The organism is Roseibium sp. JB4-4 (genome assembly GCF_055693425.1).
In genome coordinates this window covers 5,760,799-5,773,773 of the sequence record NZ_CM146333.1, presented here as the reverse complement: position 1 = coordinate 5,773,773, position 12,975 = coordinate 5,760,799, and the positions used below count along the sequence as shown (strand labels likewise).

Genomic DNA, 12,975 nt, shown 5'->3' with positions numbered 1-12,975 from the left:
CAATGACCCTCGGCTCAGCGTCGATGCCCCGTGCAGGACTGGCTCGGGCCAAGGTAAATCTGGCCCTCCACATTACCGGGCAACGTGAAGACGGGTATCATCTCCTTCATTCGTTCGCTGTGTTTCCCCAAATCGGCGACCGCATTGCACTCGAAGCCGATGACCGTCTCAATCTGGTTTTGGACGGTCCTTTTTCGCGTGAACTTGAGGGGTCTTCGGACAACAATCTCATCCTGAAAGCGGTAAAGGGCTTTGCCGAAAAGGCGTCGATTCCGGTCCCCGCAGTGCGTCTTACGCTCACCAAGCGCCTCCCCGTCGCGTCGGGAATTGGAGGCGGTTCGAGTGACGCCGCGACCACATTGCGCTTGTTGGAGGACTTTTCAGGGGTCTATCTGAACGAAGAGACAATGCAAGGCCTTGCGTTGTCGCTCGGCGCAGATGTACCTGTGTGCCTCTTTCCCGAACCCCAGATTATGCGGGGGATCGGCGATGTCCTTTCACAGGGGCCTTCATTGCCGAACTGTGCGATTGTGCTGGCCAATCCAAAGAAAACTGTTTCGACACCCGAAGTCTTCAAGACCATGACAGAACACGACAATGCCGCAATGCCGATCATGCCTGAGAAATTCGAAACGCTCGGAGAACTGACTTCGTATTTATCGGTTTGCCGAAACGACATGCAGGATGCAGCGATCACTCTCTGTCCTGATATCGGTGATGTGTTGCGTGCGCTGGACGGCAATGAGCTGATCGAATTCGCGCGAATGTCCGGCTCCGGCGCAACATGTTTCGGTTTGTGCGAAGCACGCAATGCCGTCGAGATCGAACGAAGCTTGCGTTCAGCGCACCCAGACTGGTGGATCGCGTCGGGTCCGTTGAAATAAGTGATCAAATCACATTAAGAAAAAACCGTAACCGGCTGAAATTTTGTAATTATCGATCTGAAACTAGCTCACACGAGATATGCAGAATGCCACTGCATCAGCCAGCGCATCATTATGCGCCCCGCCCGGCAATGCTTCCAATGCCTTGAGCGCATTATCGCCGTAGGTTCTCGCGCGCTCGACGGTTTCGCTCAGAGCGTCATATTTTTTCAAAAGTCCGATGGCTTCTTCAAGATCGCCGTCAACGACGTCCTCACCTTCCAGACAACGCTTCCAAAAGACACGGTCGGCATCGTTGCCGCGGGCAATTGCCAGGACAACCGGCAATGTAATCTTGCCTTCCCTGAAATCATCGCCAACGTCCTTGCCAAGGTCTGCAGACGATCCTCCGTAGTCGAGTGCGTCGTCAACCAGCTGGAAGGCATAGCCCAATTCCATGCCGTAGGTTCGAGCGGCAAGCTTCATGCTCTCATTCTGATCGGCAATCACTGGACCGACTTCGGCAGCGGCGGCAAACAGTGCAGCCGTCTTTGCTTCAATAACCCGAAGATAGTCCTGCTCGGTTGTGGCGATGTTCTTGGCGGCACCCAACTGCAGAACTTCCCCTTCCGCAATCACTGCGGACGCGGTGGACAGAATGCGAAGCGCTTCGAGCGACCCCACATCGACCATCATCTTGAACGCCTGACCCAGCAGGTAATCTCCGACGAGAACACTCGCCTGGTTACCCCAGAGCTTGCGGGCAGCAAGCTTTCCGCGACGCATATCGCTCTCGTCAACGACATCGTCATGCAGCAATGTCGCCGTGTGCATGAATTCCACACTGGCTGCCAAAGTCACGTGACCATCGCCTTCGTAGCCGAACATTTCAGCGCAGGCGAGTGTCAGCATCGGGCGCAAACGTTTACCACCAGATGAAATGAGATGTTTTGCAATCTCTGGAATCAGCTCGACATTGGACCCGGCCTTGGACAGAATCAATTCATTGACCTGGCCCATGCCGGGCGCGACGAGATCAACAAGCCCCTGTATGCTCGCACGACGCAGTTGATTGTCAGAATAGGTTGCGACAACGGCCACTAACGGCACTCCCCTGAATATTTGAGCGGACAATATGGTGCGATTGCGTCCGGGGCAAGACGCCAATCCGATGACAAACTGTTGAAATGCCGCAATCAGCAGGTTTTGCTGTACTCCAGCGGACAATAGTGCACAAAGGCACTCTCAGGAGCTTTGCTGCTAACGCCGGATAACATATGGAAGAACTTATCAGAACTAACGATCCCGTGCTCATTTCCTTTCTTGAATCGATACTGGAAGAAGCCGGCATCAAGCATTTTGTCGCAGATGGCAACATGAGCATTCTTGAGGGGTCGTTGGCCATGATCCCCCGACGCGTACTGGTGGATAGCGATCAGATCGGCAAAGCCCGCATGCTGGTGCGTGATGCCGGCCTGGAACATGAACTCCCGCCGGAGACCGGATCGTCCTGACATGTCGATACCGCACGCCTCGCTAGATCAGAAAGAAACAACGCGGGACGCATTTTTGGGCGGTAAAGTCCATGTGCATCAGCCGCGCCGCGGCCGTCATCGGGCCGGCCTCGATGCGGTCTACCTCGCAGCAGCTCTACCCGACGCCACAAAAGGGCACATTGTCGACCTTGGAGCAGGCGTTGGAACAGCAGGTTTCTGCGCGGCTGCAAGACTGTCTGACATCGATGTTACATTGGTGGAGCTGGATGCCGCCATCCTGCCTCTGGTACGACAGGGGCTCATGGACCCGGCCAATGCAGGGTTTGCCGATAGGTTGACCCTGCTGGAGGCAGACATTACGGCGAAAGGAAGTTTGCGTCACGCGGCAGGCCTCAAGCCGTCGATGGCCGATCATGTGATCATGAACCCGCCTTACTATGAAGCCGATCGGTTTCGAGCATCTCCGAACACGGCCAGGGCCGGTGCGCACATGCTCGATGAGCGAGGCCTGGAACCCTGGGCGAAGACGGCCGCCGACATCGTCAGAGATGGCGGCAGCCTGACGGTCATCTTTCGGGCGGACGGTCTTCAAGAGCTTCTTGGTGTGCTCAAGGGCCGCTTTGGTTCCATCGATGTGATTCCGCTGAGACCGCGCCAGGAAGCACCGGCCACCAGGATCCTTGTGCGCGCCGTAAGGGCCAGCAAGGCCTCCTTGCAGCTTTTGCCCGGCTTCGTTCTTCACGAGGACGACGGTTCCGACTTCACACCGCAGTCGCAAACCATTATGCGCGACGGCCATGGCCTGGGCCTTCTCGCACGCAAGTAGCTTCAATCGCCATCTAATCAGTGAACGACGAATTCTCCCCCGGCATACCGGAAATCGACCGGTACGATCAAGTTTTGGTGCGCAACACGAACGGAATGAATTCGGCCCTCTATTTCATCTTCCCAGAATTTCAAGAACCGGTTGAGTTCGGGGAATTTTGGAGCCAGATCTTCGGTCTGCCAGAGAAAGCTTTGCAGAAGCTTCGGGTGATCAGGGATCCTGTAGAGGATCTCCGCCGTCAACAGTCCGTAGCCGTTGAGCCGTTTTTCAAAGTCAGAGCTGGTGTCCATGCCAATCCTTTCTTCACTGCAAGGAAAGAGTGTCACGGATTCTCGTCCAACCAAATCCGACCAAAGAATAATTCTTGTTTATAAACAGTATTTTAGCAGCAAGAAGATGTGACTGCTAACAAATCATCTCTGGCTGAATTCAGGTCGGTGTCAATTGCTTTGGATCGAGGTCAGGTAGCCCAAAAACGCGTCGATGTCATCCGGTTCGAAGGCAAATTCCGGCATATTGTCGTGCGCAGTAACGATCCCCTCCGCAAGGGGCTCTTCCAGGCTTTCCAGCGGATAGAGCGACGAAAGTGACCTGAAAGCCGGTGCACCAGGCTGGGCACTTGTGTCATCCTTGCCAACGGCATGACACGCAGCACAGTGAATTTCGGCCAACTCTTGCCCGGTCGCCAGACTGACAGGATCTGACGGATAGTCTCCGTCCGAAGCATGTCCCGAGCTGGCAGCAGCAACAAGAACGGCTGACAGGACAAACGATTTCAAGCGCTGCATGGTCGTCTCACTCCCTGGAATCAGTCGGTCATATATAGAGGCCGAGAACACGAATTTATATTAGGAGACGGACGTACAAACGCATCCTTGTTGATGGTCAGGACCGGTACTAAAGCACAAGGTCGGGGCATGTTCTTCGCTGGCGAGTACATATATAACCAGAGGATCGATCAGCTTGCCGGAGGATTTATGAGCCCGACTCCCCTTCCCGACTCCATTGACGCAACGCTTAATTTGATGGACCAGGCGGGATATGTAGCCGACAGGTCTCTGGCCACGGTGCTTCATCTTGCCCTTCGCATGAAGCGGCCGCTGTTCCTGGAAGGCGAAGCCGGTGTGGGCAAAACCGAGATTGCCAAGGTTCTGTCGACCACCCTTGGGCGCGACCTCATCCGCCTTCAATGTTATGAGGGACTGGACATTTCCTCTGCCGTCTATGAATGGAATTACCCAGCTCAGATGGTGGAGATCCGGGTTGCGGAAGCCGCCGGTGACGCGGAACACAGCGAGTTGTCCAAATCCATTTTCGACGAACGATTTTTGATCAAGCGCCCTGTTTTGCAAGCACTTGAACCGTCGCTTTCCGGTGCCCCCGTTTTTCTGATTGACGAACTCGACCGCGCAGACGAAGCCTTTGAAGCCTTTCTTCTCGAAGTACTGGCCGACAATCAGGTTTCCATTCCGGAACTTGGTACCGTGAAGGCAACGGAACCACCGATTGTCATCATCACAACCAACCGGACCAGAGAAATCCATGACGCCCTCAAGAGGCGTTGCCTGTATCACTGGGTCGATTATCCCGACGCTGAACGGGAACTTGAGATCGTTCGGCGCAAAGTACCGGGAGCTGCGGAACGATTGGCGTTGGAAGTTGTTGCATTCGTTCAAAAACTGCGCACCGAAGAAGATCTATTCAAGCAGCCTGGTGTTGCCGAAACACTCGACTGGGCCAGCGCCTTGTCGGAGCTAAATGAAATTGCGCTGGATCCCGACCTTGCTTCAGACACGCTTGGAGTACTCTTGAAGTACCAGGACGATATTGAACGCGTGAGAGGTTCAAAGATCCGGCAGATGGTTGACGAGATCCGAAAAGAGGCCCCGCATCAGCAAAGCGTGCCAGCGCTTTAGGAAGCAGGGTCCAGATGGAAAGCCCCGATATCCGGTCGAGAATCACTGACAATATCGTCTATTTCGCCCGCACCTTGCGTAAAGCCGGTGTCCCTGTTGGGCCTGCCTCCGTGGTTGACGCGGTCGCTGCGGTTGAGGTGTCCGGAATTGAAAACCGGGACGACCTCTATTGGACCCTGCATGCCGTCTTCGTACGCAAACACGAACACAAGGTTCTGTTTGACGAGGCATTCCGTATCTATTGGCAAAGCCGCGGCCTGATCGAAAAGATGCTCGCAATCCTCTCACCCGTGGCACCGCCGCGCGGTCAGCCGGAAAAACCCAAAGCGGGTCAGACAAGAGTTTCCCAGGCTTTTGAAGCCGCCAAGGAAAGAACCGCAGAACAAGCCGTTCCGGAAATTGAGGTGGATGCCAAATTTACCGTTTCCGGCAAGGAGCTTCTTCAAAAGAAAGACTTTGCGCAGATGACGGCAGCCGAAATAGAGGATGCCAAGCACTCATTGCGCTCCATGTCGATGCCGAAGGACAAGATCCGGCTCAGACGGCTGCGACCGGCAGCAAAAGGCGTGATCGACCCTAGACGCACGTTACGTGCTTCAATGCGGGCCGGTGGCGACATGATCGATTTGAAATTTCGCAAACCAGCCGAAAAGCGTCCACCCTTGGTTGCCCTTTGCGATATTTCCGGCTCCATGAGCCAGTACTCCCGGCTTTTGCTGCATTTCATGCATGGAATTACGGCCGAGCGGCGGGACGTTCACACATTCCTGTTCGGCACACGCCTGACAAATGTGACGCGGCAACTGCGCATGAAAGATCCCGACGAAGCACTGGAGGCCTGTTCCGACGGTGTTGAAGATTGGTCTGGAGGGACTCGGATCGCATCGGCCTTGCATGACTTCAACCGCCATTGGTCCCGTCGTGTGCTCTCAGGCAAGCCAACGGTCTTGTTGATTACGGACGGGCTGGAACGCGATACGGACGAGGATCTTGAACGGGAAATAGACCGACTGCATCGATCGTGCCGGCGACTGGTCTGGCTCAATCCGCTGCTTCGATATGAGGGTTTTGAGGCAAAGGCCAAGGGCATCCGTGTAATGCTTCCACATGTCGACGAGTTTCGTGCAGTTCATTCGCTCGACGCTGTGGCCGATTTGGTTTCGGCGCTTTCTGGAAAGGGCAATCGTTCGCTCAGGACGGATCCTAAACACTGGCTTGCTTCGTAAGGAGGCAATACTTTGAAGTCCAAGTCTTTACCTGAAATGGAGAAGGCTATTGCCACCGTATCCGACATCTACGCTGATCGCTTTGGCATCGAGCGAGACAAGGCTTGGTATCTGGCGAAAATGACGGAAGAGCTTGGCGAATTGGCAGCAGCGGATTTGAGGCTTTCAAGGAAGGCCCGCCCCAACGGATCCAGCAAGGCTGAGCTTGAGGAAGCGCTGGCTTCTGAAGCAGCCGATCTTTTCGCTCACCTTGTGTTGTTCTGTCGCGACCGGGGTATTTCGCTTCAGGACGCAGTGCATGCAAAGTGGCCGAAACATCTCCCGGAAGAGGCGTCGCAGGAGGAGTGAGGCTGAACCCGAGATTCAGCCTTCCTTGCGGTAGATGATTGTGCCTCGTTGATTGATCAACAGGATCTCACCGGAAACAGGATGAAGGTAAACTTCGACACGTTTGCCATCTGGTGATGTGCCATAGACCTCCCAGCAGCCTCCGTCTTCCTTCATACGCCGAACCTGCCAGCCATCGCTTGCAAGCTTCTCTGTGACTTGTTCCTCGGAAAGCCAGGCAGTCTTGTCTGTTGGCTCACACTCAAACATGCCAGTTGCAGCGGCGGGAGCGGAAAGCAGTGCGGTAAACATCGAATAGGCTACGTGTAGCGTATAGTTCATGTTCTTGTCCTCTGCGGTGCGCCAGCGAAGTTTCAAGCAGTTGCAGTTTTCGGACCGGTGCCTGGCTTCAAATGCCGGTAAACCCGGTACGCCTCAAGAACTGCCAACGGAATGAAATGCACGAGAGCCGGACCGAAATTGTTGTGAACGAACATCCAGTGCACAAGGGTGGCAATTGCAGCGGGATAAACAAACCTTTGCAAAGGCTTCCACTTTGGCCCGAGCCATCGAACAGATGTATCGTTCGAGGTTACGGCGAGCGGCAAAAAGATGAAGAATGCCAGCCATCCCGTCCAGATACCCAGCGCCCAGAAGTCGCCGAGGATAGCTTTGATCGATCCCATATCGACCAGGTAGAGCACTGTATGAAAGGCTGCATAGGCGAAAGCTGCGACACCAAAATACCGGCGTCTGCGCGCCATCCAGAACCAGAAACCGGACTTCGGAAAGAGCAGCCTGAACGGCGTGATCACCATTGCGACAATCATGAACCTGGCCGCAAACTCGCCGGTCGGATGCAAGAGAAATTCAGTTGCGGCGCGCCCGTCTTCTGATGTCGCTCCACCGGCAAGGGTGGCGATCATGGGGAACGAGGGCAGCGCCAGCAGACCCCAAAGAAAATAACGACTGTCCAGAATGCGTTTCATATGTCCGCCTGCCCTTGCGTCCGTTTGAAAATGTCATGAACGCAATACTAGCGGTGAGATGTCTGTGAATTTTGTCGTGGCAACCGGGAAAGTGTCGCAAGATGTATCGGACCCGAAGCACCGATAGGAGAATCCCGCCAACACCGAATTTGGGGCTGTCGGTGTCGGCAGGATCTTTGCTTGGGTCGGAGGAGACCCGCACGTCACCTTATATTCAATAAATTGAAACTAAATGCGGCAAGCTGTCCCAGCGCTGCAAAACTGAGGTTATTGCACTGCCACAACAGGTGTCCTGACCCCGACCCGCTGGAACAGATCCTGGATGTCATGATTGGCCATGCGGATGCAGCCGTAAGATACCGCGCGCCCGATGGAACCGGGGCGATTGGTTCCATGTATAGCGTAATTTCCGTTTGAGAGCGTCATCGCCGCAACACCCATCGGATTGTTTGACGCCCCTCCCCTGATCACAGCGGGCAGATGAGGAAAGTCCCTGCGAACTTCAGGAGAAGGCGACCAGTCCGGCTTGACATACTTGGCCGTGATATGTGCCAACCCTGTCCAGGCTTTCCTACTTTTTCCAACGGCCACCTTGTAGCGGATCGCCCGATTTCCCCGCAGCACCAAGTAGAGGCGCTTTTCGGAATTTTTGATGACGATCGTTCCAGGCTGGAACCTGTGATCGGAAAATCCGACAAGTTCTGCAGCACTCAAAGGCGATGAGTTCGACATCACGACCAAAGCCAAGGCCGAAAGCAAAAAGCTGAAAAGACAGGTGCGACGCATTACCAACCCCGTGTTTTCAGAGAAGATACCGCGTCATCAGTGCTGGAAGAATACCGCGCGCGCCACTTTCTTACCGAAAGGTTAATGCCTTTTGTGGCCGATTTTGCGCGCGCTACCAGCCAATTCAGTCGCTGCATTGTGACTTCAAAGTCAAGTGACTTAGCGCACAATACCGAACGGTAGGAAATGACTAGATTGATGGAGTGGTTCTCTGAGGAACCATTTGCCGTCGGACCTCGCGGAGCCTGGTCTCGCGAACTCTCTCGTACCCATGAGCTGAACAGGGACAATATCGATGACGTTTCTACACTCGACAATTTCAAATTTCGCGCGGAAAACCGCCAAGTTTCTTGCCGTCGCCGCGTGTGCGGGCGGTCTTCTTTCAGCCTCGCTTCCAGCCTATGCAGGGCCTCTTACAGGAACTTACACCCTCTCACCTTCTCAAATTGAAACCGGATTTTCCGTCCGCGTTCTCGGTCGCGGTCCCGTAACCGGCGCCTTCACCAAGGTCTCCGGGAAAATGGTACTCGATCAAAAACGGCCTGAGAAAAGCCGTGTCGAGGTGACGGTGGACCTGAGTAGCGTGACAACCAATAACAACAAGGTGACCGGCTTCTTGAAAAGCTCGGCGATGTTCGATGTCGCCAAACACCCAATCGCAAAGTTTCAAAGCACCCGTGTCAGAATTACCGGCCAGAACACTGCCGAAGTTGATGGCGTCCTGGTCATGCGCGGCAAACAAAAACGTACGACGCTTTCGGTGACGATCAATCCAAACTCCAAGGGCCGGGTTGCTTTCGAAGTCTCAGGAGCTTTCTTTCGGAGCTTATACGGAATGGACGCCGGGCTTCCCATTTACGCAGACAGGGTGAACCTCAATATCAAGGGAACTGGTCGCCGCAGTTGATGACATCTCGTATCCAATGAAAGAGGCACGCTAGCTGGCAAAGCTGCGTGCCTCTTCATTTGCCGGGTTCAAGTCTTGTCCCGTTACCATCCGAACTGGAAGGTCGTTCCTGTCTGACCATGCCCGTTTTGAACAACGTGGCCATTTGTGTTTCGACCGAATTGAAACAAACCGTAGGCATTGCTGTTGCCGTTCTGTTTGAGAGATCCGTTGTGGCCGTTTCCTTCCTGGAAAACTATGCCCTGATTGCCGAAGCCGTTTTGCAAAATACCGGCCGTATTGCCAATACCATTCTGCTTGATTCCGCCCTGTTTGCTCAGATCGTTGGCAATCGCTGCGGCCACAAGACCAGCTCGCATTAGTGTCTGCTGCTCACCATTTTGCGGATTAAGTGTGATGGAGAAGCCTCCCCCGGCAAGAACAGGGCTTGCTGCGATACCACTGAACAAAGCAGCTGCGGCGATAGTACGGACAATGTTGCGGGTCATGAGTAAATTTCCTGAATTTGAAGGATGTCAGATGCGGTCGCCGATGCGGGTTTCGCAGTCAAAGGTCTCGCTGCCGATCTGGTATTGAAAGCGTGCATCGTAGACACCGTCATTGCCAAGCATGACACGGCCTGTTTCAGCGCGGCCGTCCGGCCCGATTTCAAAGGCGCCACCCTGACTGGTGGAAGTCGTACCTCCAGAACCACCACCCCTTATGGTCAAGCGATACTGGCCGGTTTCCCCGGGAAGACCTGTTGCGATGCCGGTCAGCATTACGGAGTTTCCACCAGTCTCTGTGTCGATCCCGCAAGCTGTGCGATTGGCATTTTCATATGCTTGCGACGCGTCAGTTGCGTAGTGAACACCGCCAATACCGGCAATCAGGGCTGCAAGGCTCAAGGCTTTAAGGTTGGATTTCATGATGTCCTCCTGTTGGCTCTTTCGGCGGCCGGATCAACCGGCCAACCAAAAGTGTCGGGAAGTATTCGGGCATTACGGGCAGGTCTGAACGAAGGCCGCGACATTACCGGAACCGGCCTGATTGACGGATGCATCACAGCCATGACCAACCTGTACACCCGCGGCAATATTGCCGTTCCCATCCTGCGTCATCACTGCGTTATGGTCTGTGCCGAACTGACCAACACCAGCGGAGTTGCCAAAGCCGTTCTGCCAGGTATCAGCGAAGTTGTGGGCCCCTGTCTGGCCGATTGCAGTGGTGTTGTGATTGCCAAACTGGTTGTTGATGGTTTCGTTGGCATGACCGTCTTGAAAAATGCCGATCAGGTTGTTGAAACCATTCTGGTTGCCGCCGGCAACATGGCCGAACCCAAACTGTTCGATATTGATGCCGTTTGCGTTGGCAGGCAGAACTGCGGTGGAAAGAAAAACCGCTGCGGTGGCGCTGAGAACAACTTTGCGAAACATCTGGACTTCCTCTCGTCGGTGCGGCCTCGCCGCGTTTTGAAGACAATCGGAAAGTAGAATGCAGGCACGGAACTCGCGCTGAATGTGGCGTTCAGATTGGGTTCATGGTGGTGTTCAAATTCGGGCAGCCTTGAATTTGGCTCCGCCATGCGCTGGGGGTCTTCAGGTGCAAAACCCGGTTAATCCATAAGACAATGCAGGAATTTGAATTTGGTCTGATGGTTCCAATCAAGGAAGTCAGCTTGAAATCGGCTTGTTCCAAAAAGGCCGGCAGCTACATCAGCCTTTGGGGCGTGGGGGTATCTGTCCCGCTGCCTATCTGGATCGGGGCTGTGGAACGCCGTTTTGCCATTCATACCAGACATAGGCCGGCACGTTGGCGTCGCCGTTTTCATCAAAACGGACAGTTCCCAGAACGGTCTCAAACGCTCCATTTTCAAGTGAGCCGGCAACCGCCTCGAACGTCGGGTTGTCAGCCTGTTCCATTGCCTGTGCCCAGGCTTGAAGGGCCGCATAGGTTGTCAGGGCATAGCGATCTGCAGATAGACCGGCTTCTTCCAGATCGGCGACCACATCTTTGGATGCCTCAAACTCCCTTGGTATTTCGGGATAGGTAAGCAGTGTCCCTTCCCCAGCTGGACCAGCGACCGACCAGAATTCTTCGGTCATGAGGGCATCGCCACCGATCAACTGAGCATCAAGACCCTGGCGGGCCATCTCGAGCCCGATCAGACCGGCCTCGGGATGATAACCACCGAGATAGACTACATCGACATTCTCCAAACTCAGCTGGGTAACGAGATTGCGGTAATTGTCCTGGCCGGCATCGAAACCCAGGGCAATGCTCTCCGTCACGCCACGTTCATTCATCACGGCTTTCACCGCATCGGTCAGGCCTTTGCCATAGGCCGTCTTGTCATGAAGAATAGCAATGCGACTGGAGGCAAACTCTGAGGCCAGCAATTGGCCTGCAACAAGGGCTTGTGCATCGTCACGAGGCGCGAGCCTGAAAATGCCGGTGTCTGGCCCTCCGTCGGTAAACCTCGGTAAAGTGGTCGCCGGGGAGATTTGGATAATTCCCGCATCCGCATAGACTGCACTCGCTGCGATCGATGCGCCGAAACAGAAATGACCGGCCACGAAAACCGCGCCCTTACCAATGAGCTGGTTGGCGACTGCGACAGCTTTTTCATCGTTGCAGCCGTCATCAGCGACTTCCAGCACCAGCTTTTCCCCTCGAACGCCGCCAGCTGCGTTGATATCAGCAACGGCCTGCGCTGCTCCTGCCTGCATCTGTGCACCAAAGGCCCCGAACTGTCCGTCCATCGGACCAGCGATTGCAACGGTTACATCCGCAATAGATGGGTTGGAAATTAGACTACAGGCAACAACTCCGAGGCTTGCAACAAGCTGCTGATAAGTCATGTGTCATCCCAACGATCCGGTTTTGAATATTCTATCCGTAACGCCATGACGCAGGGAGCTCAATCGGGAGGTGCTGAATTTGACACTCCCGCTGAGGTCTGAATTGGCAATTTGGCGAAAAGGAAATGCGGTTGACGCTCTAGGCAGGGGTTTTGAAGAAGCATAGACTTTAACCTCCAGGGCCATATGTTTCGATTCCCAATCCATGGCCTCAAGGAGAGACGTCATTACACCTTCTTCCTCCGATATGAGCGACCAGGCCGATCTCACGCTGGACAAGCAGAGTTTTCGCGAAGCCATGAGCCGTATCGCAGCCGCGGTACACGTCGTAACAACGGATGGCGCAGGCGGGCGCATGGGAGCAACCGTTTCTGCCGCCTGTTCAGTCAGCGATGAACCGCCCAGCATATTGATCTGCCTGAACAGGCAGACCCGCATCCATGGCGCTCTATTGAAGAACAGATGCTTTTGCCTCAACACGCTTAGCGATGATCACGAGCACATCTCGGACGTCTTTGCAGGACGTGACAAACTGGAGATGCCGGATCGGTTCGCCAGAGGTGACTGGACCAACCTTGCCACCGGGTGTCCTGCCCTCGACAGCGCGCGTCTTAGTGTCGACTGCGAAGTTTTTTCGGTAACCGAAATGGGAACACACTCGATTATCGTCGGAACAGTTGCGGATCTGCGGATGACCGACCCCGGTAAATCTCTTCTGTATGTACGCAGAGGCTACAAAAGCCTAGACACCTGAAATCATTGGGATCAAACTCTTTTTTGACCCATCATATCACGGGGA

The 12,975-nt window shown here is 54.6% G+C and carries 18 protein-coding genes; 8 read left to right on the top strand and 10 right to left on the bottom strand.

Going from position 1 to position 12,975, the window contains the following annotated elements:
* Positions 1-2: 2 nt before the first annotated feature.
* Positions 3-884, top strand: coding sequence for a 4-(cytidine 5'-diphospho)-2-C-methyl-D-erythritol kinase (locus tag ACZ1HV_RS27290; RefSeq protein ID WP_472716893.1), 882 nt, complete (start codon positions 3-5; stop codon positions 882-884).
* A gap of 63 nt (positions 885-947) precedes the next feature.
* Here the strand turns inward: ACZ1HV_RS27290 and ACZ1HV_RS27285 are convergent, their stop codons facing one another.
* A complete protein-coding gene (locus ACZ1HV_RS27285; RefSeq protein WP_472716892.1) occupies positions 948-1,964 on the bottom strand; it encodes a polyprenyl synthetase family protein in 1,017 nt (338 codons plus the stop codon).
* A 176-nt stretch (positions 1,965-2,140) separates the two neighbouring features.
* Between ACZ1HV_RS27285 and ACZ1HV_RS27280 the strand changes: the two genes are divergently transcribed.
* Together ACZ1HV_RS27280 and ACZ1HV_RS27275 are read left to right on the top strand one after the other, a co-directional pair.
* Positions 2,141-2,377 (top strand): putative signal transducing protein, encoded by a 237-nt coding sequence (locus ACZ1HV_RS27280; RefSeq protein WP_298818593.1) that lies wholly within the window; start codon positions 2,141-2,143, stop codon positions 2,375-2,377.
* Between the two features lies 1 nt (position 2,378).
* Entirely contained in the window at positions 2,379-3,185 is an 807-nt protein-coding gene (locus tag ACZ1HV_RS27275) for a tRNA1(Val) (adenine(37)-N6)-methyltransferase (RefSeq protein ID WP_472716891.1), read from the top strand.
* A 17-nt stretch (positions 3,186-3,202) separates the two neighbouring features.
* On the opposite strand, the gene ACZ1HV_RS27270 is transcribed toward ACZ1HV_RS27275, so the two are convergent.
* Together ACZ1HV_RS27270 and ACZ1HV_RS27265 are read right to left on the bottom strand one after the other, a co-directional pair.
* Positions 3,203-3,475, bottom strand: coding sequence for an usg protein (locus ACZ1HV_RS27270; protein ID WP_472716890.1), 273 nt, complete (start codon positions 3,473-3,475; stop codon positions 3,203-3,205).
* 150 nt (positions 3,476-3,625) lie between these two features.
* Positions 3,626-3,973, bottom strand: coding sequence for a c-type cytochrome (locus tag ACZ1HV_RS27265; protein ID WP_298986776.1), 348 nt, complete (start codon positions 3,971-3,973; stop codon positions 3,626-3,628).
* A 189-nt stretch (positions 3,974-4,162) separates the two neighbouring features.
* Between ACZ1HV_RS27265 and ACZ1HV_RS27260 the strand changes: the two genes are divergently transcribed.
* Genes ACZ1HV_RS27260 through ACZ1HV_RS27250 form a run of 3 tightly spaced genes read left to right on the top strand, consistent with a single transcriptional unit; the run spans position 4,163 to position 6,675 of the window.
* Positions 4,163-5,101 (top strand): AAA family ATPase, encoded by a 939-nt coding sequence (locus tag ACZ1HV_RS27260; RefSeq protein WP_298966407.1) that lies wholly within the window; start codon positions 4,163-4,165, stop codon positions 5,099-5,101.
* Positions 5,102-5,115: 14 nt separating this feature from the next.
* Entirely contained in the window at positions 5,116-6,327 is a 1,212-nt protein-coding gene (locus tag ACZ1HV_RS27255; RefSeq protein ID WP_472716889.1) for a vWA domain-containing protein, read from the top strand.
* 12 nt (positions 6,328-6,339) lie between these two features.
* On the top strand, positions 6,340-6,675 hold the full coding sequence (locus ACZ1HV_RS27250; protein WP_472716888.1) for a pyrophosphohydrolase domain-containing protein: 336 nt from the start codon (positions 6,340-6,342) through the stop codon (positions 6,673-6,675).
* 15 nt (positions 6,676-6,690) lie between these two features.
* On the opposite strand, the gene ACZ1HV_RS27245 is transcribed toward ACZ1HV_RS27250, so the two are convergent.
* The 3 genes from ACZ1HV_RS27245 to ACZ1HV_RS27235 all read right to left on the bottom strand — a co-directional run bounded on the left by ACZ1HV_RS27245 (position 6,691) and on the right by ACZ1HV_RS27235 (position 8,429).
* A complete protein-coding gene (locus ACZ1HV_RS27245) occupies positions 6,691-6,996 on the bottom strand; it encodes a PepSY domain-containing protein (protein ID WP_298818581.1) in 306 nt (101 codons plus the stop codon).
* 32 nt (positions 6,997-7,028) lie between these two features.
* Positions 7,029-7,643, bottom strand: a complete 615-nt coding sequence (locus ACZ1HV_RS27240) for a protein-methionine-sulfoxide reductase heme-binding subunit MsrQ (RefSeq protein WP_298818579.1) — start codon at positions 7,641-7,643, stop codon at positions 7,029-7,031.
* 267 nt (positions 7,644-7,910) lie between these two features.
* Positions 7,911-8,429, bottom strand: coding sequence for a L,D-transpeptidase (locus ACZ1HV_RS27235; RefSeq protein WP_298818577.1), 519 nt, complete (start codon positions 8,427-8,429; stop codon positions 7,911-7,913).
* A 295-nt stretch (positions 8,430-8,724) separates the two neighbouring features.
* Here ACZ1HV_RS27235 and ACZ1HV_RS27230 point away from each other — a divergent pair, with 295 nt between their 5' ends.
* The gene (locus tag ACZ1HV_RS27230; protein WP_298818574.1) at positions 8,725-9,336 is read left to right on the top strand and encodes a YceI family protein; all 612 of its coding nucleotides are present in this window, start codon (positions 8,725-8,727) and stop codon (positions 9,334-9,336) included.
* Between the two features lie 83 nt (positions 9,337-9,419).
* Here the strand turns inward: ACZ1HV_RS27230 and ACZ1HV_RS27225 are convergent, their stop codons facing one another.
* The 4 genes from ACZ1HV_RS27225 to ACZ1HV_RS27210 form a co-directional block, all read right to left on the bottom strand.
* Positions 9,420-9,824, bottom strand: coding sequence for a curlin (locus ACZ1HV_RS27225; RefSeq protein WP_298965289.1), 405 nt, complete (start codon positions 9,822-9,824; stop codon positions 9,420-9,422).
* A gap of 27 nt (positions 9,825-9,851) precedes the next feature.
* On the bottom strand, positions 9,852-10,244 hold the full coding sequence (gene csgH / locus ACZ1HV_RS27220) for a curli-like amyloid fiber formation chaperone CsgH (protein ID WP_472716887.1): 393 nt from the start codon (positions 10,242-10,244) through the stop codon (positions 9,852-9,854).
* Positions 10,245-10,316: 72 nt separating this feature from the next.
* Positions 10,317-10,751, bottom strand: a complete 435-nt coding sequence (locus ACZ1HV_RS27215; RefSeq protein WP_298986763.1) for a curlin — start codon at positions 10,749-10,751, stop codon at positions 10,317-10,319.
* Between the two features lie 315 nt (positions 10,752-11,066).
* On the bottom strand, positions 11,067-12,176 hold the full coding sequence (locus ACZ1HV_RS27210) for a branched-chain amino acid ABC transporter substrate-binding protein (RefSeq protein ID WP_472716886.1): 1,110 nt from the start codon (positions 12,174-12,176) through the stop codon (positions 11,067-11,069).
* 205 nt (positions 12,177-12,381) lie between these two features.
* On the opposite strand from ACZ1HV_RS27210, the gene ACZ1HV_RS27205 reads away from it, so the two are divergent.
* Positions 12,382-12,930, top strand: coding sequence for a flavin reductase (locus tag ACZ1HV_RS27205; protein WP_298818565.1), 549 nt, complete (start codon positions 12,382-12,384; stop codon positions 12,928-12,930).
* Positions 12,931-12,975: the final 45 nt, after the last annotated feature.